This window comes from Rhizobium sp. NFR12 (genome assembly GCF_900108545.1).
In the GTDB taxonomy this organism is placed as follows: Bacteria; Pseudomonadota; Alphaproteobacteria; order Rhizobiales; family Rhizobiaceae; genus Neorhizobium; species Neorhizobium soli.
The window spans coordinates 50,444-77,157 of record NZ_FNWM01000001.1 but is presented as its reverse complement, the minus strand read 5'-3'; the positions used below and the strand labels follow the sequence as shown (position 1 = coordinate 77,157).

16 protein-coding genes are annotated in these 26,714 nt (G+C 60.7%); 8 read left to right on the top strand and 8 right to left on the bottom strand.

Going from position 1 to position 26,714, the window contains the following annotated elements; translation table 11 throughout:
• Window positions 1-236: 236 nt before the first annotated feature.
• Window positions 237-8,732 carry a glycoside hydrolase family 94 protein gene (locus BLW69_RS00315; RefSeq protein ID WP_092659202.1) on the bottom strand — a complete coding sequence of 2,832 codons (8,496 nt, stop codon included), beginning with the start codon at window positions 8,730-8,732 and terminating at the stop codon, window positions 237-239.
• A gap of 261 nt (window positions 8,733-8,993) precedes the next feature.
• Here BLW69_RS00315 and BLW69_RS00310 point away from each other — a divergent pair, with 261 nt between their 5' ends.
• Window positions 8,994-10,163, top strand: coding sequence for a M20 aminoacylase family protein (locus tag BLW69_RS00310; RefSeq protein ID WP_244508713.1), 1,170 nt, complete (start codon window positions 8,994-8,996; stop codon window positions 10,161-10,163).
• A gap of 384 nt (window positions 10,164-10,547) precedes the next feature.
• On the opposite strand, the gene BLW69_RS00305 is transcribed toward BLW69_RS00310, so the two are convergent.
• The 5 genes from BLW69_RS00305 to BLW69_RS00285 form a co-directional block, all read right to left on the bottom strand.
• On the bottom strand, window positions 10,548-11,522 hold the full coding sequence (locus tag BLW69_RS00305; RefSeq protein ID WP_092660911.1) for a threonine ammonia-lyase: 975 nt from the start codon (window positions 11,520-11,522) through the stop codon (window positions 10,548-10,550).
• Between the two features lie 88 nt (window positions 11,523-11,610).
• Window positions 11,611-12,423: an endonuclease/exonuclease/phosphatase family protein gene (locus BLW69_RS00300; RefSeq protein WP_092659200.1), complete on the bottom strand. Its 813-nt coding sequence runs from the start codon at window positions 12,421-12,423 to the stop codon at window positions 11,611-11,613.
• A 25-nt stretch (window positions 12,424-12,448) separates the two neighbouring features.
• Complete coding sequence (locus tag BLW69_RS00295; protein ID WP_092659198.1) at window positions 12,449-13,909, bottom strand: phospholipase D-like domain-containing protein; 1,461 nt, start codon at window positions 13,907-13,909, stop codon at window positions 12,449-12,451.
• 72 nt (window positions 13,910-13,981) lie between these two features.
• Window positions 13,982-15,337: an aspartate aminotransferase family protein gene (locus tag BLW69_RS00290; RefSeq protein ID WP_092659196.1), complete on the bottom strand. Its 1,356-nt coding sequence runs from the start codon at window positions 15,335-15,337 to the stop codon at window positions 13,982-13,984.
• 126 nt (window positions 15,338-15,463) lie between these two features.
• A complete protein-coding gene (locus BLW69_RS00285; protein WP_092660909.1) occupies window positions 15,464-16,897 on the bottom strand; it encodes a M20 family metallopeptidase in 1,434 nt (477 codons plus the stop codon).
• A gap of 497 nt (window positions 16,898-17,394) precedes the next feature.
• Here BLW69_RS00285 and BLW69_RS00280 point away from each other — a divergent pair, with 497 nt between their 5' ends.
• From BLW69_RS00280 to BLW69_RS00255, 6 genes are all read left to right on the top strand, one after another.
• The gene (locus BLW69_RS00280; protein WP_062581538.1) at window positions 17,395-18,990 is read left to right on the top strand and encodes an ABC transporter substrate-binding protein; all 1,596 of its coding nucleotides are present in this window, start codon (window positions 17,395-17,397) and stop codon (window positions 18,988-18,990) included.
• Window positions 18,991-19,146: 156 nt separating this feature from the next.
• On the top strand, window positions 19,147-20,151 hold the full coding sequence (locus BLW69_RS00275) for an ABC transporter permease subunit (RefSeq protein ID WP_062462141.1): 1,005 nt from the start codon (window positions 19,147-19,149) through the stop codon (window positions 20,149-20,151).
• Between the two features lie 29 nt (window positions 20,152-20,180).
• A complete protein-coding gene (locus BLW69_RS00270; RefSeq protein ID WP_062462138.1) occupies window positions 20,181-21,098 on the top strand; it encodes an ABC transporter permease subunit in 918 nt (305 codons plus the stop codon).
• A 2-nt stretch (window positions 21,099-21,100) separates the two neighbouring features.
• Window positions 21,101-21,958: an ABC transporter ATP-binding protein gene (locus BLW69_RS00265; protein ID WP_082471963.1), complete on the top strand. Its 858-nt coding sequence runs from the start codon at window positions 21,101-21,103 to the stop codon at window positions 21,956-21,958.
• Between the two features lie 5 nt (window positions 21,959-21,963).
• The gene (locus BLW69_RS00260) at window positions 21,964-22,809 is read left to right on the top strand and encodes a dipeptide ABC transporter ATP-binding protein (RefSeq protein ID WP_062462611.1); all 846 of its coding nucleotides are present in this window, start codon (window positions 21,964-21,966) and stop codon (window positions 22,807-22,809) included.
• 167 nt (window positions 22,810-22,976) lie between these two features.
• The gene (locus BLW69_RS00255) at window positions 22,977-23,903 is read left to right on the top strand and encodes a methylenetetrahydrofolate reductase (RefSeq protein WP_092659194.1); all 927 of its coding nucleotides are present in this window, start codon (window positions 22,977-22,979) and stop codon (window positions 23,901-23,903) included.
• Here the strand turns inward: BLW69_RS00255 and BLW69_RS00250 are convergent.
• Window positions 23,870-24,682 carry an MBL fold metallo-hydrolase gene (locus BLW69_RS00250; protein ID WP_092659192.1) on the bottom strand — a complete coding sequence of 271 codons (813 nt, stop codon included), beginning with the start codon at window positions 24,680-24,682 and terminating at the stop codon, window positions 23,870-23,872. The genes BLW69_RS00255 and BLW69_RS00250 overlap by 34 nt on opposite strands.
• Before the next feature lie 172 nt (window positions 24,683-24,854).
• On the opposite strand from BLW69_RS00250, the gene BLW69_RS00245 reads away from it, so the two are divergent.
• Window positions 24,855-25,934: an acyltransferase family protein gene (locus BLW69_RS00245; protein ID WP_092659190.1), complete on the top strand. Its 1,080-nt coding sequence runs from the start codon at window positions 24,855-24,857 to the stop codon at window positions 25,932-25,934.
• 41 nt (window positions 25,935-25,975) lie between these two features.
• Here BLW69_RS00245 and BLW69_RS00240 read toward each other — a convergent pair whose 3' ends face one another.
• Entirely contained in the window at window positions 25,976-26,629 is a 654-nt protein-coding gene (locus BLW69_RS00240) for a TerC family protein (RefSeq protein ID WP_062462125.1), read from the bottom strand.
• Window positions 26,630-26,714 lie beyond the last annotated feature (85 nt).

Sequence of the window (26,714 nt, the reverse complement as noted above, 5' to 3'; positions counted from 1 at the left end):
TTGCCATACCAAGCGCGTGAGCGGCGGTTGCGTCCCGACCTGTTCATGCCGCGCAGTGTGAGCGGCATCCCGATCGGCTGGCACGATACGTGGACATCAGAGCAGGACATCGCCCCTCCCCCGGATCGGCCGACACTTCTCCTCACCGGGCACAAACCAACAAAAAACCCCGCGGCCATTGCTGGAAGCGGGGTTTCTGTTTGGGATACCATCAGGACGTTCGACGCCCGGCGGGATCAGCTTTCTGCGGGCGGAGCCGGCAATGCGCTGGTCGTCGGCGCCGCAAGGTTCAAGCCGTTGACCGGATCGACAGCGACGCCACCGATCGACGCCTTGCCGTCCTTGACCACAATCTCGTGGGTGACGCCATCGAGGGTAAGTTCGGCGGTAAAGCCGTCCCAGCCGCTCGGCAGAACCGGATCGACATACAGCGTGTCGCCGGCACGGCGAATGCCGAGAATGCCTTCGACCGCGGCACGGTAGAGCCAGCCGGCGGAACCCGTGTACCAGGTCCAGCCGCCGCGGCTCTGATAGTCGCCGGCACCATAGACGTCGGCTGCAACCACGTAAGGTTCGACGCGGTAGGTTTCGGCGGCATCCCGGTCAAGCGCATGGTTGATCGGGTTGAGCATCTGGAAGCACTTCCAGGCATCGTCGCCGCGCTTCAGCCGGGCGAGCGCGAGCACGACCCAGATTGCACCATGGGTATACTGGCCACCGTTTTCACGCACGCCGGGTGGATAGGCCTTGATGTAGCCCGGATCCCTGCGCGTGTCCTGGAACGGCGGGGTGAAGAGGCGGATGATACCCGCATCCTCGTCCACGAGCTTGTCCATGACCGCGTTCATAGCCTGCTCGGAACGATCCGGCCTGCCTTCGCCAGACAGCACACTCCAGGACTGGCCGAGCGAATCGATGCGGCATTCGTCGCTCTTGGCCGAGCCGAGCGGAGAACCGTCGTCGAAATAACCGCGGCGGTAATACGCACCGTCCCAGCCATCCGATTCCAGCGCAGCCTTCAGCGTATCGATATGCTTGCTCCAACGATCGGCACGCGAACGATCCTTGCGGGCTTCCGCATAGGGCAGGAAGTTTCGAAGCGCAGCCGCCAGGAACCAACCGAGCCAGACGCTCTGACCACGACCGGCAATGCCGACACGGTTCATCCCGTCGTTCCAGTCGCCACCGAGAATGAGCGGAAGATCCAGGTCTCCGGTCCGCTCAACCGCGAGATCGAGCGCGCGTGCTGCGTGTTCGTACAGATCGGCTACCTCGTTGGAGATCTCCGGCTGGATAAAGGCGTCGTGCTTGTTCTTTTCCAGCATCGGTCCGGTGAGGAACGGCAGCTTCTCATCGAGCATCGAGAGATCGCCGGTCACCGACACATACTGGTGAACAGCGTAGGCAAGCCACACCACGTCGTCGGAGATCGTCGTTCGAACGCCGGCGCCGGTGTTGGGAAGCCACCAGTGCATGACATCGCCTTCGCGGAACTGCCGCGACGCCGCATTGAGGATCTGCTTGCGGGCAAGCGACGGCTCATGCAGCAGGAACGCGAGCGTATCCTGCAACTGGTCGCGGAAGCCGAAGGCACCCGATGCCTGGTAGAAGGCGGTACGGGCCATGATGCGGCAACCGAGTGCCTGATAGGGCAGCCAGTGATTGACCATGTTGTCGAGCGACTTGTCCGGCGTCGAAATCTTCAGGCGGCCGGTGAAACCGCTCCAGAAGCTGCGGTTCTCCGCAAGGATATCCTCGAACCGGTCGCCGCGAAGCGCCAGTGCAAGGCTTTCCGCCTCCTGCTTCGTGGCAGCATCGCCAAGGAAGAAGGTGACTTCGGTTTCTTCACCCGGAGCCAGTTCGACGTCGTAGGCAAGTGCTCCGCACGGGTCGCCGTCGAGATCGAGCGAGCCGCTGAGGCTTGAACCGGAAACGACCGTTGCCGGCAACTGAACCGAACCGAATTTGCCGACAAACTCCCGACGGCTTGCCGTGAAGCCCGACGGTGTCTCGTGCATGCCGAGGAAGGCAAAGCGCGAGAAGTTGATGCTGAACGGGTTGGTCGCAAACAGCGTGCCCGTCGCCTCGTCACGGCTGGACAGGATGAATGGCGAGGTCTTGGCAGGATTGGTGCCCAGCAGCCATTCGACATAGCCGTAGATGCGCAGCTTCTTCGTTTCCGAACCAGTGTTGCGAAGCTTCATATGTGAAAGCTTCGCGGACCGGTTGCGGTCCACCGTCTGGGTCAGCGACAGCTTGACGCCATCTTCCTCGGTCGAGAACACCGAATAGCCGAGGCCGTGACGGGTTTCGAACACGGTTTCCGGACGACGCGACAGAGCAGCGAACGGCGTGACCACGGTGCCCTTGTCGATATCGGCCACGTAGAAGCCTTCACCGGGACGGTTGATGACGAGATCGTTGGTCCACGGCGTCATCTGATAGTCGCGCGAGTTCTGCGCCCAGGTAAAGCCTGCGCCTTCCGCGGAAACGTGGAAGCCGAAATTGTCGTTGGAGATGACGTTGATCCACGGATGCGGCGTCGACTGGCCGCCGTTGAGGCGCACGACATATTCGCTGCCATCTGCGGAGAAGCCGCCAAAACCGTTCCAGAACTCAACTCCGGCCGGACCTTCGCTGGTCTCGACGGGAGCGGAATAGATCTCGCCATTCAGCAGCGGACGGCGATCGACCTCGATCTCCTGATCCTTCGGCGGGGCGAAGATCGTGCTGGTCCGGTTCAACTGATCGCTGATGCGGCCGTTGCGCGCATGAAGCACGACGCGGGACGCGGCAATCAGACCATCGGCGCCGGCACCTTCGATCAGGTCGCGGCGCAGCGTGAAGACGTGCTGGCGTCCACCTTCCTGACCCATGCGGGCAGACATGTGTTCGATCGACGTCTGTACTTCCTGGGCACCCTCGGTTGCCCGCTCGTTAAAGATGACGAGATCAGACACAACGCCGCGCGAGCGCAGGTACTGCTGGGCAAGGATAGCTTCCTTGGCAACCGGCATGTCGTTTTCGTCATTAATGCGCAGCGTGAAGATCGGCAGGTCGCCGGACACCGCCGACGGCCACAGCCCCGACTGTGCCTGCATGCCGGCCTTCAGCGTCGGCTGATCGGCCCGAAGCTGCATGTCCGGATAGACCAGATAGCGGGCGAGATGCTGGAAGGCCGCGGCATCCTGCGAAGTGACGCCGAGATGGCGCATCTGCACCTGCGTCCGGGTCCAGGCCTGGGTCAGTTCGTTCTGGAAGGTTTCGGCATGACGATAATGTTCGATCGCCTTGTCGAGATCCTCGCGCCGGGGCGCAGCGATCGTCCAGAAGATAACGCTGACCTTCTTGCCCGCCGGCACACGAACCGTGCGGCGCAGCGACAGGATCGGATCGAGCGTAAAGCCGTCGGTATTCGACAGCGACGCACCCGGATCGAAAGCGGCTGCTTCCGACAGCGTGCGCCCCCGGCCGAGGAACTTGCGACGGTCGGTCTCGTATTCGGTCGGTCGCGAAGACCCGGCATTGTCGGCGGCAAGATGTGCCACGATCATGTCGGGATCGCTGAGATCGCGCTTGTTGCGCCACGCACGGATGACGTCACCCCGCTTGCCGATCTCGGTGCGGATAAACATGCGCGAGAACACGGGATGGCCGCTATCGCCATCGTCGCCGGCAATCACCGGCTCCATGTAGGAGGTCACCTCGATGAAGCGATCCTCATCTCCCATGTTGAGCAATGTGACGCGGCGTCCCTCGGCATCGTGTTCGGTGCCGACGATAACTTCGACCGTGCTGGTCAGCTCGCCGACCGTCTTGTGGAATTCGGCCTTTTCGTCACCGAACACCGTCTTGGTCTGCTCGCCCTCGGCGCGGCGCGGCTCGGCCGTGGTGGACCACCACTCGCCGGATGTCGTGTCGCGCAGGAAGATGAACTGGCCCCAGCGGTCTTCGGTCGGATCCGCCTTCCAGCGGGAAACCGAAAGGTTGTTCCAGCGCGAATAACCGGAACCGGTCGCCGTCAGCATCAGCGAGTAATGGCCGTTGGAGAGCAGAACTAGTTCGCGGTCCTTGGTGGCCGGGTTGGTGACCGTGCGGATTTCCGGACGCAGCAGTTCGCCGCCGCCGGTACCTGGCTTTTCCTCGTGCTTGGCGCTCATCACTGGAATGTCGCGCGGAGCCTTTTCCTGCAGCAACAGTTCCGCCGCTTCGATCACAGGATCGGCGTGGAAGAGTTCGCGCAGCAGGCCGTTCATGACGACGTTGGCAACGGCTGCAATCGACATGCCATGGTGGTGGGCATAGTAGTTGTAGACGACCGCGCAGCGCTTGCCTTCCGGCACGCGGGTCGGCGTGAAGTCGACCGCATCGTGGAAGCCGTAGATGCCGAGTGCGCCGAGCTTGCGCAATTCGTTCAGGTTTTCGACGGCCGCGATCGGATCGTACTGGCTGGCGAGGATCGAGGCATAGGGTGCGATAACGGCATTCTGGCCGAGACCGCGCTTCAGACCCAGCGTCGGCACACCGAAGTTGGTGTACTGATAGTGCATCTGGTGATCGAGCGCGTTGAACGCGGCTTCCGAAATGCCCCATGGCGTGCCGAGACGGCGGCCGTGGTTCATCTGTTCCTTGACGATCAGATTGTTGGTCTGGTTGAGGATACCACCCTGACGCTCCTGCATGACGAGCGGCGGCATCAGGTATTCGAACATTGAACCCGACCAAGAGACGAGCGCACCGCGCGCGCCGATCGGCACGACGTGACGGCCAAGCTTGTACCAGTGTTCCGTGGGCAGATCACCCTTGGCAATCCCGAACAGGCTGGTGAGACGCGCTTCGGACGCGAGAAGGTCGTAGCAGGCCTCGTCGACCTCGTTGCTTTCGACCCGGTAGCCGATCGACAGAAGGCGGCGGTCCTTGCGGAACAGGAACTTGAAGTCCATTCCGAAGGCGATCTTGCGGGTACGGTCACGCAACACGGCGAGACGGTCGCGCAGTTCCTCGATATTGCCGTTGTCGAACGTGCTGTCGCCGATATGCGCTTCGCAGACGGCAACCAGCGACGCTGCCCACTTGGTCACTTCCTCGCTCTGCGCGGAACGCACCTCATGATCGAGATTGTGCGACAGCTTCTGGATGTCGCGGGCAAGCACCGACAGGTTGATGATGCGGATCGAGGCAAACTCGTGCTCGCGCTTGACGGCGGCGAGCGCGTTTGAGAAGCCGATGATACGCTCCTCAAGACGGCGGCGCAGCGGACGGACGGTCTTGCGATCGTCCGGCAGCGACTTCAGCGTTTCTTCGAGAATGCCGACGACATCGCCGAGACCATCGAGATTGCCCTGCAGATGCGCAGAAGGCGCTTCCGCCCAGACACGGCAGGCCGACGAGATGGCAATCAGATGGCCAGCGAAGTTGCCGCTATCGACCGACGACACATAGCGCGGCATCAGAGGCTTCAGGGTATCCGTGTGATACCAGTTATACATGTGGCCGCGGAACTTGTCCGCACGCTCGACGGTCGCAAGCGTCTGCTCGATCCGTTCGATCGTTTCGGTAAACGAGATCCAGCCGAAATGCCGCGCCGAGACGATCGACAGAAGATAGACGCCGATATTGGTCGGTGACGTCCGCTTGGCGATCGAGGGATTGGGCTTTTCCTGGTAGTTGTCAGGCGGCAGGTAGTTCTGCTCGGCCGTGACGAAGGTTTCAAAATAGCGCCAGGTCCGCCGCGCGATCTTGCGCAACTCGACCGAGACGTTTTCCGGTACGAACAGCTTGTCTTCAGTCTCAGCGGACTGGCTGACATACCAGGCAACCAGCGGCGAGAAGATCCACAGGATGGCGAACGGAATGCCGACCAGGAACGCGTTGTCGCCCGGAAGTGCCGCAAGGATTACCGAGAGAACGGCAATCGCCGGCGCATGCCACATGGCACGGTAGTAATCGGTGGGGCTGCCCTGGGCGCCCGACTGGATCGAGGCCGCGGTCTTCCATTCCAGCATCAGCTTGCGGCTGACGAGCAGGCGATAGAGCGAACGGGCGATCGCATCGGTCATGATGCAGGCGGAATCCGCGATGAACACGATGCGCAATGCGACTTGCGCATTGGTGGAACGCACATCCGACCAGACCGAATAGAAATGGGCGCTCGTGACATTGTCGCTGGAGCGCGGAAGAAGGTTGGTGAGAAGCGAGATGGTGGGTGCCACGAACAGCGAGAAGATCAGCAGGATCTGCCAGATCAGCGCACCGAGCGGATCCATGAAGTACCAGCCGAGAATGGAGGCGAAGAACCATGCGATCGGGGTGAGCGACCGGCGCAGGTTATCGAGCATCTTCCAGCGGCCAAGAGCGCTGACGCCCCGCTTGGCTTCAAGAATGTAAGGCAGGAGCTGCCAGTCGCCACGCGCCCAGCGATGCTGGCGCGAGACCTCGACCTCGTAGCGAACCGGGAAATCCTCGACCAGCTCGACATCGGTGATGAGCGCGCAGCGCGAGAACGAGCCTTCGAGAAGGTCGTGCGAGAGAACGGCGTTTTCTTCGATACGGCCCTTGAGGGACGTCTCGAACGCGTCGACGTGATAGAGGCCCTTGCCCGTGAACGAGCCTTCGGCCGTCAGGTCCTGATAGACATCGGAGACCGCAAAGACATAGGGATCGAGACCGCGGCCGACCGAAAACACGCGCTGGAAGACCGAGGCTTCCTTGCCGGTCGTCAATGACGGCGTCACGCGCGGCTGCATCAGACCGTAGCCGCGCACGACCTGGTGCGTATCAGGATCGATGACGGGACGGTTGATCGGGTGATGCATCTTGCCGACCAGCTTGGTCACCGCATCGCGGATCAGGCGGGTGTCGGCATCGAGCGTCATCACATACTGGACATTCTCCGGCACCATGTTGGCGCCCTGGAGATAGGTCGTGTCGCGGTCGCCGCGCAGAAGCAGGTTGAGTTCGTGCAGCTTGCCGCGCTTGCGCTCCCAACCCATCCAGGCGCCTTCGTTCGGGTTGAACAGGCGTCGGCGGTGCAGGAGGTAAAAGCGCGTCCCCGCCTCTTCCATGTAGCGGGTGTTCAGCGCTGCAATCTCGCGCTTGGCATATTCGAGGATTTCAAGATCAGCTTCCTGTTCCTCGAACTTGGCATCGCGCCAGTCGCTGAGGAGCGCGAAATAGATCTCGCCCTTCGGGTTGGCCAAATAATGGACTTCCAGATTGCGAACGAGTTCATCGACCGTGTCGCGGTCAGCGATCAGGCAAGGCACAACAACCAGCGTGCGCGCCTCCTCCGGAATGCCTTCCTTGTATTCGTATCCGACAAGCCGGGCCGGTTTGACGAAATAGGTCACGACCGTATTGAACAGACCGGTCGCGCCTTCCGACGCGGGCAGCGCGAACATCAGAAGCAGGAAGAAGACGACCACCAGCGGAATGGCAGCCGCCACGAGGAAATAGCCGGTAACGGCGAGCGCCAGAAAGGTGAGAAGCATAACCGGGCCGCCGATGGCGAACCAGCCGAGCTTGCGGTAGGCGCGCACAGCCCGCTGCAGAAGCGGCGGCTGGTAGCCGACGGCCGTCTCCAGCTCCTTGCGGCGGCGCCCGACGATGAAGGCGCCGATATTGGTTTCGCGCTCGTCCGGATTTTGCGCCCTAGCCGCGATCGCAAGATCAACGGCAGCCTGGGTCACCTCGGCTTCGCTGCGCTTGGAAACGCGGGCGATCTTTTCGATGCGGCTGCGGAAAGCATTGCGCGAGCCGAAATCGAGCGCTTCGTAATCCGTATGCTCGCGGAAGATCTTGTCGATCTGCGAGACCTCTTCGAACCAGACACTCCATTCCGTATCGTCGATCAGGCGCAGGCTCTTGATGATGTTGCCCATCGTCACGTTGCCGGACGACAAGCGGCTCTGTTCCGCCTGCATCACGGTTTCGACAGCCTTGCCGGACGCGACCAGCCGCTTCTCCAGCCATTCGATGGCAAAGCCGGAATTCTGCGAGGCATTGCGCAGGCGATAGAGGAACTGGCTGGTAAACGTGTTGTCGTCGGTAAGGCCTTCGAGGCTCTTCAGGAGCTCGGCACCGGCAGTCTCGTCGTTGAGACGAATGATCTCGTCGGCGGCATCGTTGGCGCGGCGACGCATGTTGCGCGAGCGATCAACGCGGCTGGCGATACGACGCAGGTTCTCAATGAGAACGAAGCGGATGAACGATGGCAGCGCCCAGAGTTCGCCGATCTCGAGCGGCTCGTCGGTCTGGTAACCCTCGACCATCTCGGCCAGCGTTTCGCGCGAAATGCTGCTGTGGGTGTGCGCCACATAAAGCCATGCCAGCGAGAGAACGCGCGGGATTTCCTGGCTGCCGATCTTGGTCGTCGGCAATTGCTTGAAGAATTTCTTCGGGAAGTCGCGGCGGACTTCCTGGATCGCTTCCTCGACAATGTAATAGTTGTCGAGCAGCCATTCCGCGGCAGGCGTGATCGAAGCACCCGCATCGACATCCTGCGCGGCGGCGCGATAGACCCTCAGAATTTCCTTCTCGTTTTCCGCGTGGCGCGTGAAAAACTCGAATTTCATGAAGCCCGGCAGATCGGCTGCACCTTGCCGACCCAGCGTTTCTCCACATTGCCGAAGATCATCAGCCGTAAAATACGTCGCGCGGATCGAATCGTTATGATCGATCTGCTTGCTTTCCGTTTCGCGGGTAGAAGCCGAAGGCTGAATATCAGGGGACATGGATGAACTTCTGAATGAATTTCGTTTCACGAACTAAGATGCGAAGCATGAGATAGAGAGCGATCCTTATATTGCAAATCGTGGATCAATCGCTATCGCATCTGCTCACGCAGTAAGACATTGTCGGCTCTAGGGCCAACAGCCTGAATAAATGCTGAATGCGAGGCTGTTCATTTGCCTGAACGATGATGGCACTGCTAAACGTGAACGATACGAGTGAGCAGCTTGGACGCGTTTGCAGGCAGATAGGGTGATGGAACGATGACGATCAAGTTTACCAACGACATGAGCGAAGTTGTGGCAACCCGCCGCTTTCTGCATCAGCATCCCGAACTTGGCCTCTCAGAATTCACCACTTCGGACTATATCGCGGCAAAGCTTGAGGAATTCGGTTACGCCGTCACCCGCGGCCTCGGCAAGACCGGCATCGTTGCGACCCTGAAGAACGGATCGAGCGATCGATCGGTCGGCATTCGCGCCGATATCGACGCGCTTCCGATCGAGGAAGAAACCGGCGCGGACTATGCCAGCCTCAACAAGGGCGTCATGCATGCCTGCGGTCACGATGGCCATACCGCCATGCTTCTGGGTGCCGCAAAGATACTCGCACAGCGCAAAAACTTCGACGGCACACTCAATCTGATCTTCCAGCCGGCAGAAGAAAATTTCGGCGGCGCCAGGCTTATGATGGAGGACGGACTGTTCGATCGCTTTCCCTGCGACGCCGTCTTCGGCCTGCACAATGACCCGAGCCTGCCCTTCGGCAAGATCTTCGTCAAGGAAGGGCCTATCATGGCGGCGGTCGACGAATGCCGTATCGTCGTCAACGGCCGCGGCGGCCATGGCGCCGAACCTCAGGATGCCGCAGACCCGATCGTCGCCGGCGCCAGCATCATCATGGCGCTGCAGACTGTCGTTTCTCGCAACATCCATCCACTCGATCCGGCCGTCGTCACGGTCGGCGCCTTCAACGCCGGCATCGCCAGCAATGTCATTCCGGAGCGGGCAGAAATGGTTATCACCATCCGGTCCTTCGACCCTGCCGTGCGAGACAAGCTGGAGGAACGGATCCGCGGTGTAGCAGTTGGCCAGGCGGAAAGCTACGGCATGACAGCGACGATCGAATATACCCGCGGCTACGATGCGACCGTCAACCACAAAGCGGAGACGGACTTTGTCAGGGACCTGGCGAAGAAGGTAGTCGGCCCGGAAAACCTTGCAGAAATCGAACGGCCGATGATGGGCGCCGAGGACTTCGGTTATTTCCTTGCAGAGAGGCCAGGCACCTATTTCTTCTTAGGCACCGCAAGAACCAAGAACGATCCCCCGCTCCATCATCCGAAATTTGACTTTAACGACGACGCCTTGCCGATCGGGACGAATTTCTGGGTGGAACTGGCCGAAGCCTATCTGCCGACGACACAGGGCTGAAACAATAAGCCTTCCGATCCGGGCGCGGATCGGAAGGCTTCGTTGCTATTGAAACCTTGAATTTCGGATACGTGTCAGGCGAGAATACCGAGCGTGACTGCCCCGATGAACACGAAGGCGGCAGTCACAAGGCCTGCATATGCTACCCACTGCCACCTGCTGACGACGCCCGCGGCGCGGTGAGGGAATGCCCGAGTATGATGCTGGATCGGCTGCATGCGAACCTCCCGGTTTTGTGTCTCTTCCCATGTAGTTTAGCTTAACTCTACCAAGCTGATAGAGATAACTTTCTCCTGAGCACCACGTTCCTTGGAAAATACTTTTTTCTTAACGCCCCAACGTGCCGGTTAACGGTTTATTATGCCTGCGGCCTAAAACGAGACCTCAGGCGGCAAACCTGTCGAGCGCCAGGCGGAAAACGTCCGGGTCGATATTGCCGCCCGAGCAGACCGCAATCACCGTCTCGCCAAGGCTCTCGCCATAGAAAAGCGCCGCCGCCAGCGCAACCGCGCCGCCCGGTTCAACGACGATCTTCAGACGGTTGAAGGCAAGCGCCACCGCATGCAGCGCTTCATCTTCCGTCACCACTATGCCCGGGCCGCAGAGACGCGACATGATCGGAAAGGTAATCGTGCCAGGCTGCGGCGTGACGATCGCGTCGCAGAGCGAACCTGATTGTGTGGCGTTCTTCTGGATCGTTCCGCTCGCAAGCGAACGGGTCACATCGTCAAAGCCTTCAGGTTCGCAGGGATGCACGGTAAAGCCCGGTGCACGTGCTTCGAGCGCCAGCGAAATCCCGGATATGAAGCCGCCCCCGCCGGTCGGCACCAGAACACTGGCCTGCGTGATCCCCTCTTCCGCAGCCTGTTCGGCGATTTCCAGACCTGCCGTCCCCTGCCCGGCGATGACAAGCGGTTCGTCGAATGGCTTGATGAGGGTCAGGCCTCTTTCGCTGGAAAGCTGCCGGCCGATCTCGTCACGATCCTCCCTGGCGCGATCGTAGAGCACCACTTCGGCGCCGTAGGCCCGCGTGTTTTCAATTTTGATGCGCGGCGCATCGGCGGGCATGATGATGACGGCCGGAATGCCATGCATCCTGGCCGCCAGCGCCACGCCCTGCGCATGGTTCCCGGACGAAAAGGCGATAACGCCCTTCGCGCGAACGTCCGCCGGAAGATACGAAATTGCCGACCACGCGCCACGGAACTTGAACGAGCCGGTCTGCTGCAGGCATTCGGGTTTCACGAAGATGCGCCGCCCGGCGATGTCATCCAGAAATGACGAGGACAGAAGCGGCGTGCGGCGGGCATGGCCGGAAAGACGGCCGCGCGCGGCTTCGATCATAGCAATATCGGTCATCGGGAAATCCTTGGGGACGAACAGGCGAGACACCGAACCTATTCGCCGATACTGCAGGCGTAAAGATGCCGAGGACCGACAAGTGCCGCTATCCTTCAGCCGTTGAACCGAGTTTCACCACCGTCTTGATTGGAAGATGGTCGGACGCGAGCCGCGCAAGCGGCGTGTCATGGGTCACGACCCTCTCGATCAGGCCCGGCCGGTTCGCCATGATCCGATCGAGTGCCAGCACCGGCAGGCGCGACGGAAAGCTTGGAACCGCCGGCGGCAGGCCGAATACGGTAGCGAGTGTGTTGAGCGCCGAGCGGTCACCCAGCCGCCACTCGTTGAGATCGCCCATCAGCACTGTCGGATGCTCGTCGCGGGAGCCGACGATGTCGAGCAGCATGCGCGCCTGCTGCTGACGCGACCGGTTGAGAAGACCAAGATGCGCCGCAATCACGCGAAGTGTGCTGCCATCCTTCATCTCGAGTTCGGTGATCAGCGCCCCGCGCGGCTCCAGCCCCGGCAGTTTGACCTGATGCACGTCGCGGACGAGACCTTCGCGGAAAAAGATCACATTGCCGTGCCAGCCATGCGCCTTGGCGACGCCGGAGATCGGCACCGGAAGCAGCCCCGTTTCACGCTCCATCCAGCCAAGATCAAGCAGTCCCCGACGTTCGCCAAACCGGCTGTCCGCCTCCTGCAGAGCAATCACATCCGCGCCGATTTCGCGGATCACGTGAGCGATACGGGCCGGATCGAACTTGCGGTCGATGCCGACGCATTTATGCACGTTGTAGGAGGCGATCAGCATGCCGCTGTCTCTGTCATGCACGGAATGAACGCCTTCGCCCCGGTTCTTGCGGGCCTTGATCGATGCCAGGATGCTGGCCGGAAGGTTGGGACGTTTCTGATGCATGATATCGCGCTTCGGTCTTGCCGGTTTAAAGATAGGGCGATCCCAACCAAAGAACTTTCTCGATCAGGCGAACGGGAAACGGCCGTGATCTCAGGCTGTGAAGCGTCACCTCGGTCGAAGAGGAAATCATCAAGTCTATCCTTCGTTCCAAAGTTCGCGCAAAAGCCTCGTCCAGCACTTCCAGATCCACCTCGAAATTCAGCCGCAGCGAACGCGGGTCGAGATTGGAAGACCCCACATAGGACCAGCGGCTGTCGACGGTCAGAAGCTTGGAATGATTGAAAGCGCCGCTTGCCCGCCAGATACGGCAGTAGTTCTTCAGCATCTGGTCGAACTGCGCCGTCATCGCACGATCGACAAGCGTCAGGTTGTTCGCGCCGGGCACGACGATATCAACCCGCACACCGCGCCTTGCCGCCGTAACCAGCGCGGTAATCAGCTCCCGGTCCGGCAGAAAATAGGGCGACACGATGCGGATCGATGACCGGGCGACGGAAAATGCGCCCATCAGCATCTTGTGGTTGGTCTCGACACTACGGTCCGGTCCGGTCGAAACGACCCGGGCAATGACCGCCTTGCCGGGTTCCGCCGCGGGCGCGACAAGCTCCCACGCATCATCTTCCAATGTCTCGCCCGTGGTGAACTGCCAGTCGGCTGCGGCAACGGCAAAAAGGTCGGCCACCAATGGCCCGGTAACCTTGAAATGCGTATCGAGCGAAAACCCATCGCCATTGAATTCGCTCGAGAAACTTTCGCGAATGTTGATGCCGCCGGTAAACGCGACGCGGCCATCCACGACCAGGATCTTGCGGTGGGTTCGAAGGTTTGCGTAAGGCAGCCGCAAGCCGACGATGACGTTGCCGTTGAAGACGCTGACCCCGACGCCGCCATCGCGCAGCATGCCGAGTACGCTTGGAACCGAGTAGCGGGCGCCGACCGCATCGATCAGCACACGCACTTCCACACCACGCTTTACCGCCGCGGTCAGGGCCTCGACAAACTGACGTCCGATCCTGTCCCGATCGAAGATGTAGGTTTCCAGAATGACGCTCTTCTTCGCCTTGCGGATCGCACCCAGCATGGCGGCATAGGCGGCGTCGCCGGTATCCAGCGAAAGAATGGAATTTCCGGATGTGAGGTGATGGGAAGTAACCCGGTCTCCGAGCGTCTTCATCGCGCGGAACCGGTGACCAAAATCCTTGATGATCAGTGCATCTGTCGCGTCGTAGGAGGCAAAATGCGCCCACTCGCGGCCCTGCAGCAGCGCGCGGCGGTCACTGATGACCGTTCGGCGGATGCGATTGACGCCGGCAAGCATATAGAGCGACGCGCCGATGATGGGCGACAGGACGATGATGCCGACCCAGCCAATCGCCGAGCGCACCTCTTCCTTCGTCATGGCCGCATGGATAGCGGCTGCCGTGCCGGCAACGAGCGAAAACACGAACAGGATGTGCGGCCAGTAGGTATGGAAGAGGTCAAGCATGAGGCGAATATATGCGCCCCATCGCTTTGGGCAATCGGAGCCGGACAAAGGTTAGCCCGGCTCCTGATGACATCAGGCGTCGAGCTGCTTTTTCAGCACGTCGAGCGACGCTTCGAATGTGTCGAACAGCACATCCAGCTGAGACTCGTTGATGATGAGAGGTGGGCAAAGCGCCAGCGAGTCGCCGATCGCACGGCTGATCAGCCCCTTCTCGACCATGATCGAAAACAGTTTCGGGCCGAGCTGACCGGTGGCAAACCCTTCGCGCGGAGCAAGTTCGAGTGCACCGATGAGACCGATGCCGCGCGCTTCGATCGCCAGCGGATGACCTTCGAGTTCCTTCAGGCGCGACTGGAATTTTGGCGCAAGCGCCCGGACGTTTCCGACCAGATCGCGCTCTTCGATGATCGCGATATTCTCAAGCGCGACGGCTGCCGCGACCGGGTGGCCGGCGGCGGTGACGCCGTGTCCGAACGTGCCGATCTTCGCGGATTCGTCCGCGATCGGGGCGTAGACGTTCTCGTTGATGAGAAGCGCCGAGATCGGCTGGTAGGACGAGGAGATCTGCTTCGACAGCGTCATGAAATCCGGTTGCAGATCGAAGGTTTGCGTTCCGAACATATTGCCGGTGCGGCCAAAGCCGCAGATCACCTCGTCGGCGATGAACAGGATGTCGTATTTCTTGAGGATGGCCTGGATGGCCGGCCAATAACCGGCAGGCGGCACGATCACGCCGCCAGCACCCATCACCGGCTCGCCGATAAAGGCTGCGACGGTTTCGGGGCCTTCGCGCAGGATCAGGTCCTCGAGTTCTTTGGCACACCGTTCGACGAAGGCAGCCTCGCTCTCGCCCTCAAGCTTGAAGGCGCGGTAATGCGGGCAGGATGTGTGGAAGATGCCGGGCAGCGGCAGATCGAACGACCGGTGGTTGTTCGGCAGACCGGTCAGGCTCGCGGAAACGGCGGTCACGCCGTGATAGCCCTTGATCCGGGAGATGATCTTCTTCTTCTCCGGCTTGCCCATGGCGTTCGACCGGTACCAGATCATCTTGATGGCCGTATCGTTGGCTTCCGAACCCGAATTCGTGAAAAACGCCTTCGACATCGGCACCGGCGCCATCTGCACCAGCTTTTCGGCAAGCTCGATCGACGGGCCGTTCGCCCGCGATGTGAACGTATGGTAATAGGGCAGCTTGCTCATCTGCCGCGTGGCGGCCTCGACCAGCCGGTTTTCACCAAAGCCGACAGCGACGCTCCAGAGGCCGGACATGCCTTCGATATATTTCTTGCCGTTGTTGTCGTAGACGTAGATGCCTTCGCCGCGTTCCATCACGAGCGCACCGTCGCGCTCCAGAGCGCGGGCGTTCGTGTAGGAGTGCATGTGATAAGCCTTGTCGCGGGCTTCCATGGAATTGGGCTGTACCGTCACGAAGGGCCTCCTCTGCACCTGACTGATTTTGGCGTCATTCTTACGGCGAAACGCCGATCTTGGACAGCGCAAAACACTGTCCAAGAACTTCTCCGTTCGAAATAGTTGACACGACGGCTTACATGTTCACTTCACCGTCATTGCGGCGACCGGCGGCTCGGTACCGGCAGGCATCGGGCTGATATAGGCCTGGCCTTTCAGCCGCTTTTTCAGGTCCGCCCAGGCGGCCTCGCGCAGCTGCTCGCTTTCCAGCGCTGCAAGACCCGTGGCGGCCATTGCCTTGGCAACGGACACCATGCCCTTGTGGGCAAGCTCGCTCTTGCCTTGCGCGACGACCTGCCAGGTATGAAGCTGGGTTCCGATGGCAAGCGTTGCGCCATAGGCCTGAACGGTCGGCACCACCCAGCTGACATCGCCGACATCGGTCGAGCCGCCCATCTGACGAAGCTCGCCATGCGCCGGAAGCACGAAATCCGCCAGGGGAACATCGCGTTCGTCAAGCCGCTCCTGGCGCCAGCTCGCCGCAATATCCTCCGGCGTCAGCGTTGCACGGATCTTGGCCGCAAATTCCTGGTCGGCGGCATCAAAAGGCGGCGGGCCGAGGCTTTCCCAGACATCCTGCATCGCGTCCATCAGCGGTGTGTTGACGACGAGGTTGGAAACGCCGGCAAGGATCGTGCTTTCCACCTTCGTTTCGGTCATCAGCGCCGCACCTTCCGCGACCTTCTTGACCCGCTCGATCAGAGGCAGCAGGCCTGGCAGTTCGGGTGCGCGAATGACATAGCGGACCTTGGCATGCGCCTGGACGACGTTCGGCGAAATGCCGCCGCTGTCGAGAACCGCGTAGTGGATGCGGCAATCGGATGGCATGTGCTCGCGCATATAGTTGACGCCGACACTCATCAACTCGACGGCATCGAGCGCACTGCGGCCAAGTTCCGGAACCGCCGCGGCATGCGCCGCACGCCCGGTAAAGGTGAAATCGACCCGGCAATTGGCAAGCGAGGTCTCGCGCTGCACGCCCGCGAAATTGCTGGGGTGCCAGCTGATGGCGATATCGACATCTTCAAACGCACCGGACTGCACCATGAACGCTTTGGCAGCCCCGCCCTCTTCCGCCGGGCAGCCGTAATAGCGCACGCGGCCCGGCGTTCCGTTGGCTTCGAGCCAATCCTTGAGAGCCGTTGCGGCAAGAAGCGAGGCGGAACCGAGAAGATTATGGCCGCAGCCATGGCCGTTTGCGCCGGCAGTGATCGGATCGTAAGCGGTTTCGCCCGCCTTCTGGCTCAACCCTGCAAGAGCGTCGAACTCCCCGAGAAAGGCAATCACCGGTCCACCTTCCCCAGCCTCGCCGATCAGCGCGGTCGGAATGCCGGCCACGTTATCGGTGATCCGGAACCCTTGCGTTTCCAGCATTTCCCGATGCGCTGCCGCGGACAGGGTTTCCATGTAGCAGGTTTCCGGCGTCTCCCAGACGCGGTCGGACAGCTCCCGGAAAACCTCGGTCTTGCGGTCGATAAGAGTTAAGATGTGGGGAAGATTGGAATTTACGGTCGTCATAATATGCGCCTCGATCAAGCATTCGGTCCTGAAGGCGCCAAACCCTAACCGTTTCCCGCCCAATGACAATGGACCGGCAGCTTAAAAAATAAGCGCGGCTGAAAAAATCAACACGCCGCGCTCGGCAACGCAACGCGTGAAACTTGGTATCTCGACAAGTGCATCATAATCGCTATGCTCGCGCCCGACGTCACAGGAAGACCAAGGATACCGCAGAAGACGATAACAATTTTGCGTAAATAAGGCCGACGCCGTGAGTTCATGCTCATGAAAGCCGAATACTTGGAAATCCGTCGTCAATTCGAGAAAACGTGGGTTGAGTGCCGAAAAGGTATCGGAGATCCGTCGAAGACTGAAGAATACGGTCAGCAAACAAAAGATTTGCGACCAGGAGGTGAGACACACAAGCAGGATTGACGCGCACGTAAGCGTATCATCAAATTCAAAACACGGCCTAGCCTGGCAGTTAGCCGGCTCAAGGTCATTGGGAGACCGATATGAAATACAAGCTCGCCCTTGCCACAGCCCTGCTGTCGGCAACAATTTTCGCAGGCGCTGCGAACGCCAAGACCTTCGTGTATTGCTCCGAAGGCTCGCCAGAAGGCTTCGACCCCGGCATGTACACCGCCGGCACGACGTTCGACGCTTCGGCCCACCCGATCTACAACCGCCTGCTCGAATTCAAGCCTGGCACGACGCAGCCGGAAGCCGGTCTTGCCGAGAGCTGGGACATTTCGTCCGACGGCACCGTCTACACATTCAAGCTGCGCCCGAACGTGAAGTTCCAGACCACGGAATTCTTCACCCCGACGCGCGCGCTGAATGCCGATGACGTGATCTTCTCCATTGGTCGTCAGATCGACGAGAAGAACGCCTGGAACAAGTACATCAACGGCGCTTCCTGGGAATATGCCGACGGCATGGGCTTCCCGAAGCTTATCAAGTCGATCGAAAAGGTCGATGACCTGACCGTGAAGATGACGCTGAACCGTCCGGAAGCACCTTTCCTCGCCAACCTGGCCATGCCTTTCGCTTCGATCCTGTCGAAGGAATACGCAGACAGCCTCGACAAGGACGGCAAGAAGGAACAGCTGAACCAGAACCCGGTTGGCACTGGTCCGTTCACCTTCGTCGCCTACCAGCAGGATGCCATCATCCGCTTCAAGAAGAACGCCGATTACTGGGGCACCGCTCCGAAGATCGACGACCTCGTCTTCGCGATCACCAGCGACGCTGCCGTTCGTTACCAGAAGCTCAAGGCCGGCGAATGCCACCTGATGCCTTTCCCGAACGCCGCTGACGTCCAGTCGATGAAGTCGGACCCGAACCTCCAGGTTCTGGAGCAGGAAGGCCTCAACATCGCCTACCTCGCCTACAACACGACCCAGGCTCCGTTCGACAAGCCGGAAGTGCGCATCGCGCTCAACAAGGCGATCAACAAGAACGCGATCGTCGACGCCGTCTTCCAGGGCATGGCAACGCCTGCGACCAACCCGATCCCGCCGACAATGTGGTCCTACAACAACTCCGTCAAGGACGACACATACGATCTCGAAGCCGCCAAGAAGATGCTGGCCGATGCTGGCGTCAAGGACCTCTCCATGAAGGTCTGGGCGATGCCGGTTTCGCGTCCCTACATGCTGAACGCGCGCCGCGCTGCTGAAATCATCCAGGACGATTTCGCCAAGATCGGCGTCAAGGTCGAGATCGTTTCCTACGAATGGGCAGAATACCTGCAGCGTTCGAAGGCAAAGGACCGCGACGGTGCTGCCATGCTCGGCTGGACCGGCGACAACGGTGACCCGGACAACTTCCTCGACACCCTGCTGGGTTGTGACGCCGTCGGCGGCAACAACCGCGCTCAGTGGTGCAACAAGGAGTTCGACGAACTGGTGAAGAAGGCCAAGGTCACGTCCGACATGGCCGAGCGCACCAAGCTCTATGAGCAGGCGCAGGTCGTCTTCAAGAAGGAAGCACCTTGGGCAACCCTCGATCACTCGCTTGCTATCGTCCCGATGGCAAAGGGTGTGACCGGCTTTACCCAGAGCCCGCTTGGCGACTTTACGTTCGAGACCGTCGATATCGCTGAGTAATCCAGCCTAATCACAACTTTTTGCCGCGGGGAGCGTTGCGTTTCCCGCGGCATTTTCTTATGAGACGCCCAAAAATGCGGCGCGACGCCGAAATGGCTCGGTTCGTGGCTTGACACGGTCTGAAATCGACCGGAGCCCCTTCCACAAAGGCTTACAATGTTTGGTTTGCTACTGCGGCGCCTCGCCGTGCTGATCCCGACCTTCCTCGGGGTCTCGATCATCGCCTTTTCCTTCATCCGGCTCCTGCCGGGCGATCCGGTCATGCTGTTGTCCGGCGAGCGCGTCATGTCGCCCGAGCGGCATGCGCAGATCAGCGCCCAGCTTGGCATGGACCGCCCGATGGTCATCCAGTATTTCGATTATCTCGGCGGCGTGCTGACGGGTGACTTCGGCTCCTCGATCGTCTCCAAGAAGCCGATCCTCGACCAGTTCTGGGCGCTGTTTCCAGCGACCGTCGAGCTGTCCATCTGCGCAATGATCATCGCCGTTGCGCTCGGCATTCCCGCCGGCGTCATCGCCGCCATGAAGCGGGGTTCGATCTTTGACCAGGGTCTGATGGGCATCGCGCTGGTCGGCTATTCGATGCCGATCTTCTGGTGGGGCCTGCTTCTGATCATTCTGTTTTCCGGCACGTTGCAGTGGTTCCCGGTTTCGGGTCGCATCTCGCTTATGTTCTACTTCCCGCAGGTCACCGGCTTCATGCTGATCGACTCGCTGCTGTCCGGGCAAAAGGGTGCCTTCTCCTCGGCCATCAGCCATCTGGCGCTGCCGTCGATCGTGCTTGCCACCATCCCGCTTGCCGTCATCGCCCGCCAGACCCGCTCGGCCATGCTGGAAGTGCTGTCCGAAGACTACGTGCGTACCGCCCGCGCCAAGGGCCTGTCGCCGTTCCGCGTCGTCGGCGTGCATGCGCTGCGCAACGCGATGATCCCGGTCATCACCACCATCGGCCTGCAGATCGGCGTCATGCTTGCGGGCGCGATCCTGACCGAGACGATCTTCTCCTGGCCGGGCATCGGCAAGTGGATGGTCGATAGCGTCTTCCGTCGCGACTACCCGGTCATCCAGGGTGGCCTGCTTCTGATCGCGGCGATCATCATGACGGTCAACCTCATCGTCGACCTCATGTACGGCCTCATCAATCCCCGTATCCGCCACTGATCCGCCGAGATAAGAAGGAGAAAAATCCCATGGCAGATGCAATAACCGCCAAGACGCCAGAGATCGTCACGACCGGGCAGATGCGCCGCCAGATGCTCAAGGAGTTCTGGTTCTACTTTTCCGAAAACCGCGGTGCCGTCATCGGCCTGTTCGTTTTCATCGCTCTCGTCGTCGTAGCCGTCCTCGCTCCGGTGATTGCCCCGCATTCACCGTTCGAACAGTATCGTGACGCCGTGCTGCGGCCGCCGGTATGGGCCGAAGGCGGCAGCTGGAGCTTTCTTCTCGGAACAGACCCTGTCGGTCGCGACATTCTTTCGCGCCTGATCTACGGCGCACAGTATTCGCTGTTCATCGGCCTGTTCGTGACGACGCTGTCGCTGCTCGGCGGCATTCTCGTCGGCCTGATCGCGGGCTACTATCGCGGCTGGATCGATACGGTGATCATGCGCCTGATGGACATCATCCTGGCGTTTCCGTCGTTGCTTCTGGCGCTGGTTCTGGTCGCAATCCTGGGGCCCAGCCTCACCAACGGCATGATCGCGATCGCGCTCACCCTGCAGCCGCATTTCGTGCGACTGACCCGCGCCGCCGTCATGGAAGAGAAGACGAAGGATTACGTCACCGCTGCCCGCATCGCCGGCGCCGGTCCGATCCGTCTGATGTTCCGCACCATCCTGCCGAACTGCACCGGACCGCTCATCGTCCAGGCGACCTTGTCCTTCTCGAACGCGATCCTCGATGCAGCAGCGCTGGGCTTCCTCGGCATGGGCGCACAGCCGCCGGCGCCCGAATGGGGCACGATGCTGGCCGAAGCACGCGAGTTCATCCTGCGCGCCTGGTGGGTCGTCACCTTCCCCGGCCTTGCAATTCTCATCACCGTTCTTGCCATCAACCTGATGGGCGACGGCCTGCGCGATGCGCTTGACCCGAAACTGAAGAGGTCCTGATCATGGCGCTTCTGCAAATCGACAATCTCACCGTTGAGTTCGAAACCGCGACCGGCTGGTTCCGGGCCGTCGACGGCGTCTCGATCACGGTCGAAAAGGGCGAAGTGCTCGCCATCGTCGGCGAAAGCGGCTCCGGCAAGTCCGTTTCGATGCTGGCCGTCATGGGGCTTCTGCCGTGGACGGCGAAGATCACCGCCGACCGCATGCTGTTTGAAGGCAAGGACTTCCAGAAACTGAGCCCTGCCGATCGTCGCAAGCTGATCGGCAAGGATATCGCGATGATCTTCCAGGAGCCGGTGGCAAGCCTCAACCCTTGCTTCACGGTCGGCTTCCAGATCGAGGAAGTGCTGCGCATCCACCTCGGCCTCGACAGACAAGCCCGCCGCGCCCGCGCCATCGAACTGTTCAAGCTGGTCGGCTTGCCGGACCCAGCGGAACGGCTGAACAGCTTTCCGCACCAGATGTCGGGCGGCCAGTGTCAGCGCGTGATGATCGCCATCGCGATTGCCTGCGACCCGAAGCTGTTGATCGCCGACGAACCGACGACGGCACTCGACGTCACCATCCAGAAGCAGATCCTCGACCTGATCATGGACCTGCAGACCCGCACCGGCATGGGCCTGATCATGATCACCCACGACATGGGCGTGGTTGCCGAAACGGCCGACCGGGTCGTGGTGCAGTACAAGGGCCGCAAGATGGAGGAAGCCGACGTGCTTTCGCTGTTTGAGAACCCGCAGAGCAACTATACCAAGGCGCTTCTCGCAGCCCTGCCGGAAAACGCGACGGGTGACCGACTGACCACCGTCTCCGCCTTTTTCGACGGCAATCCGGACCAGCCTTCGGGAGTGAATGCATGACCGATATGACCAACACCGACATCATGCTGGAAGTGCGCGACATCAAGCGCGACTACGAACTGCCGGCTGGCTTCATGAAGCCGAAAAAGACCGTGCATGCGGTCAAGGGCGTTTCCTTCAAGCTTGAACGCGGCAAGACGCTGGCAATCGTCGGCGAAAGCGGCTGCGGCAAGTCCACGCTTGCCCGCATGATCACCTTCATCGACGAACCGACGGCCGGCGAACTGATCATCGACGGCCAGAAGATGGATACGCGTCCCGGCCACCTGACATCAGAAATGCGCCAGAAGGTGCAGATCGTGTTCCAGAACCCCTATGGTTCGCTCAACCCGCGCCAGAAGATTGGCGACGTTCTCGGCGAACCGCTGGCGATCAACACCTCGATGCCGGCATCCGAGCGGCGCGATCGCGCAACCGAGATGCTGATCAAGGTCGGCTTGGGTCCGGAACACTACAACCGCTATCCGCACATGTTCTCCGGCGGCCAGCGCCAGCGCATCGCGATCGCCCGTGCGCTGATGATGAACCCGAAGCTTCTCGTGCTCGACGAACCCGTCTCGGCGCTCGATCTTTCGGTTCAGGCACAGGTTCTGAACCTGCTGGCCGACCTGCAGGACGAGTTCAACCTCACCTACGTCTTCATCAGCCACGACCTTTCCGTCGTGCGCTACATCGCCGACGAGGTGATGGTGATGTATTTCGGCGAGGCGGTCGAATACGGCACCCGCGAAGAGGTGTTCTCCGCGCCGAAGCACGAATACACCCAGACCCTGTTCAAGGCGACGCCGCGCGCCGATGTCGAATCGATCCGCGCTCGTATTGCTAAGAAGAAGGCTGCCTCGGCCGCTTGAACGCCTAAGATGCACTGATAATGCCGGCAGCTGTCGGCATTATCACGGAATTGAGCTTGAAGTTGACGCAGAGAGAAATCTCTCGCATCAGAAGTCATGCAAGAAGAAACCTCTGTCAGCTCGCCGGAAAGCGGCGAGCGCCATTGTGGCAGGGTGGGAGTAGCGGCATGGCATTGTTGAACTTGTTCAGAGGCAGGCAGCAGGACAAAGCGCCGGAGCCCGCCTCGCTCAAGTCCCTGGTCGAGGGATACTCGATCGAGGTGATGCCGCGCACCGCGGCCAAGATCGACGACTTCACGACGCTGCTGCCCGCAAACACTCGGGTCTATATCGCCCATATCGACGGCACACCAATCGACGATATGGTGAAGACGGCGAGACGGCTGCGTGAAGATGGCTTCGAGGTCATGCCGCACATTCCGGCCCGCAGCATCGAGAGCCGCGCCATGCTCGACGACTGGGTAAGCCGATATCACACCGAGGCAGGTGTGGACCAGGCGCTCGTCCTCGGCGGCGGTCTGTCGCGTCCTGCTGGCGCTCTCAACAGTTCGCTGCAGCTGATCGAAACCGGCATCTTCGACCGTCACGGCTTCAAGCGCCTGCATGTCGCCGGCCATCCCGAAGGCAACAGGGATATCGACCTCGACGGCACGACCAAGCTTGTCGACGAAGCCTTGAAGTTCAAGCAGATCTATTCCGAAAGCACCGATGCGAAGCTTGCCATCGTCACCCAGTTCGCCTTCGATTCGCGGCCGGTGATCCTGTGGGCGGAGCGCATCGCCGCAACCGGCGTCCGCATGCCGATCCATCTCGGCGTCGCGGGACCGACCAAGCTTCAGACGCTGATCAAATTCGCCCTCACCTGTGGTGTCGGCCCGTCGATCAGCGTCATCCAGAAGCGGGCCATGGACATCTCCAAACTCCTGGTACCCTACGAGCCGACCGAATTCCTGACTGAAATCGCCGACTACAAGGCTCGCAACCCGCAAAGCTTGATCGAGCAGATCCACGTCTTCCCGCTGGGTGGTATCAGAGCCAGCGCGGAATGGATGAACGAGCGTCAACCTGCGCTGGCTGAAATCCGCGCGATATAGTCTTTTGCCGAGCGCGCGACGATCGCCTGGCCGTTGCCGCGGATATCCTGTTTGGCGAAGGCTCCGTAGATCCGCTCGAACGGCCAGGCCGCCAGCCGTTCCGCGACATCCGCCACCTCAGCTGCGCTGAGCGGCATCATGTTGGGATAGCTCCACATAAAGGAAACCCGGTCGGCCCCCGGCGTCACCTGCACAATGTCACCGGCCAAGAGCACGCCTGTTCCATCCGGCGCTGTCCAGTGCATCACAGTTCCGCCAGCGAAATGACCGCCGGCATGGACAAGCGTCGCGGAAGAAGACAGGACGAGCGCATCCTCGTCCCACAGGCGGACGTGATCGGACGGACGCTGGATCCACTGGCTGTCCAGAGCGTGGATATAGATCGGGCAATCGAAGGCCTCGGCCCAATCTTGCATGGTTGAGTAATAGTGCGGATGGGAGATCGCGATGGCGCTCAACCCGCCCAGCGATTTGACCAGCGTCTTCGTCGCGTCGTCGAGGAGCGCGATACAATCCCAGAGGATGTTTCCGGACGGTGTCTGCACCAGAAGCGCCCGCTGGCCGATAGCAAACGCGGGAACGGTACGGATGGAAAGGAGGCCAGGCTCGAGTTCGAGCCAGCTATTGGCATGCCCCTGCGCAAGCTTTTCAGCGGAAACCCACGCCTGGCCGGAAGCCGGGACATATTGCCGGTCGTCGAGGCAGATCGGGCAAGAAGCGGGTGATTCGGCACGATCGGGATAGGATGTGCTACAGGCATTGCAAAGAAAAACCGTCATGAGCCTCCCGCTCCGGATAACCGCGATCAATCGGTTATAGACGAGAACGGACTTCCCGATAGAGGCTGGGAGCCACATTCCGGTAAAGCGGCAAGAGTAGCCGGCCTCATTCACGCTTTCCCAACGCGGCCGCGATACGCTGTAGCGATGTTGCGGTTGCCGGGAGGCTGTGATGACGGAAGCAAAGCCTGTGCGGCTCTTGAACCTCGATCTGCTCCGGCTGGTCTCGGCCCTGCTCGTCCTGTTCTTCCACTACGGTTTTCGCATGCGGATCACCGGAGAAGGCGCCGGGATCGGCTTTCCGGAGCTCGCGCCGATAGCCAAGTGGTTCGATATCGGCCTGCTGATCTTCTTTGCCATCTCCGGCTACGTCATCATGATGTCGGCAGAAGGTCGATCGGCCTTTGATTTTGCCGCTGGACGGTTTGCAAGGCTCTGGCCGACATTCGTCGTCTGCGCCACCATCACCGCCGTCGTCCTGTCGATCTGGCCGGTCCCGGCGCTCAGTGCCCCGACGGTGCGGCAATGGCTGGCCCATCTCGTGATCCTGTCGCGCGTATTCGGCCAACCCTTCCTCGACGGAGCATACTGGACGATCGCCTACGAGATCATCTTCTACGGCTGGATCTTCGTCGCTCTCGCAACAGGCCTGTTGAAGTCGCACTGGCGTCTCATCGTCACGGTCTGGCTTGCCATTTCGGTGCTGAACGAGACAGCGCTGCAAAGCGTCGTGCTGCAGAAACTGCTGATCACCCAGTATTCAGGCTATTTTGCCTTCGGATTGGCGCTGTTTCGGACGCGACTGGAAAACTCCCGGGCAAGCTTTGCAGTGCTCAGCCTCGCAGCCAGCTGGGCCATTGCTGCACCGTTCATAACGGAGCCGGAATTCATTTCCCTGTACGGTTTCGGGAGAAATACCGCGGGCCTGGCCGCGATGGGGCCGCTGGCGCTTGCGGCCGTGACGATCGCGATCTACGCGCCGACACTGCCGATCAAGAGAGGGCTCGCGATCTCGCTCGGCGGGCTGACCTATCCGCTTTACCTTCTGCATCAGAATATCGGCTATGCCGCCTTTGCCAATTTCGGCACGTCGGACAATCGCTTCGCCATTCTGGCTTTGTTGATTGGGGGATTGTTGGCTGTCGCGATGATCATCGCAAGAACAGTTGAGCCTGCCGCGAGACGGGCGATCATTGGGCTTTCAAAGCCCGTTCAGGCCAGCCTGACGCGACTGCGCGCCCGCTTTGCCTGAGGGACCCCGCGGCGGAAAAACCGCCGCAGGGTCTTGTGCACTCAGCCGTTGATGTAAGGCATGACTTCCAGAACGCCGCGGTAGATCATCTCCAGCGAAACGTAGAGGATGACGACCAGACCGACATAGGCAATCCAGCGATGCTTGTTGAGCAGGCGGGCGATGAAGCTTGCCGCGATACCCATCAAGGCGATCGAAAGAATGAGGCCGAAGATCAGCACTTCGGGATGTTCGTGTGCGGCACCGGCAACGGCCAGAACGTTGTCGAGCGACATGGAAACGTCGGCGATGACGATCTGCCAGGCAGCCTGGGCGAAGGTCTTGCGTGGCGCACCGCTGACGGACGCGTTCTCGCCTTCCTCGACGGCCTTCGAGACGACATTTTCGGCATCGTCCTCATGGCTGTGCGGGGTGCGCAGCTCGCGCCACATCTTCCAGCAGACCCACAGAAGCAGGACACCACCGGCAAGAAGCAGGCCGACGATCTGCAGAAGCTGGGTCGTGGCAAGCGCAAAACCGATACGCAGCACGGTGGCGGCAATGATACCGATCAGGATCGCCTTGGCGCGCTGATCCTTGGGCAGGCCGGCGGCGGCGAGGCCGATGACGATTGCGTTGTCACCCGCCAGAACAAGGTCGATCATGATTACTTGCGCGAGGGCGGACAGTGCCTCCGGCGTAAAGAATTCCATCATTTGGTACCCGATCTTTCAATACGGAGCACCCATGTCGTGGAGAGGGGCGACGAATTACGGGCGGAAATTCACCGCTATCCATTCG

Coding starts and splice junctions, on each gene's coding strand:
- BLW69_RS00240 (WP_062462125.1), bottom strand. CDS start 26,629: ATGATGGAATTCTTTACGCCGGAGGCACTGTCCGCCCTCGCGCAAGTA.
- BLW69_RS00285 (WP_092660909.1), bottom strand. CDS start 16,897: ATGACGACCGTAAATTCCAATCTTCCCCACATCTTAACTCTTATCGAC.
- BLW69_RS00250 (WP_092659192.1), bottom strand. CDS start 24,682: ATGACGGTTTTTCTTTGCAATGCCTGTAGCACATCCTATCCCGATCGT.
- BLW69_RS00280 (WP_062581538.1), top strand. CDS start 17,395: ATGAAATACAAGCTCGCCCTTGCCACAGCCCTGCTGTCGGCAACAATT.
- BLW69_RS00315 (WP_092659202.1), bottom strand. CDS start 8,732: ATGTCCCCTGATATTCAGCCTTCGGCTTCTACCCGCGAAACGGAAAGC.
- BLW69_RS00255 (WP_092659194.1), top strand. CDS start 22,977: ATGGCATTGTTGAACTTGTTCAGAGGCAGGCAGCAGGACAAAGCGCCG.
- BLW69_RS00265 (WP_082471963.1), top strand. CDS start 21,101: ATGGCGCTTCTGCAAATCGACAATCTCACCGTTGAGTTCGAAACCGCG.
- BLW69_RS00245 (WP_092659190.1), top strand. CDS start 24,855: ATGACGGAAGCAAAGCCTGTGCGGCTCTTGAACCTCGATCTGCTCCGG.
- BLW69_RS00260 (WP_062462611.1), top strand. CDS start 21,964: ATGACCAACACCGACATCATGCTGGAAGTGCGCGACATCAAGCGCGAC.
- BLW69_RS00275 (WP_062462141.1), top strand. CDS start 19,147: ATGTTTGGTTTGCTACTGCGGCGCCTCGCCGTGCTGATCCCGACCTTC.
- BLW69_RS00295 (WP_092659198.1), bottom strand. CDS start 13,909: ATGCTTGACCTCTTCCATACCTACTGGCCGCACATCCTGTTCGTGTTT.
- BLW69_RS00270 (WP_062462138.1), top strand. CDS start 20,181: ATGGCAGATGCAATAACCGCCAAGACGCCAGAGATCGTCACGACCGGG.
- BLW69_RS00300 (WP_092659200.1), bottom strand. CDS start 12,423: ATGCATCAGAAACGTCCCAACCTTCCGGCCAGCATCCTGGCATCGATC.
- BLW69_RS00310 (WP_244508713.1), top strand. CDS start 8,994: ATGACGATCAAGTTTACCAACGACATGAGCGAAGTTGTGGCAACCCGC.
- BLW69_RS00305 (WP_092660911.1), bottom strand. CDS start 11,522: ATGACCGATATTGCTATGATCGAAGCCGCGCGCGGCCGTCTTTCCGGC.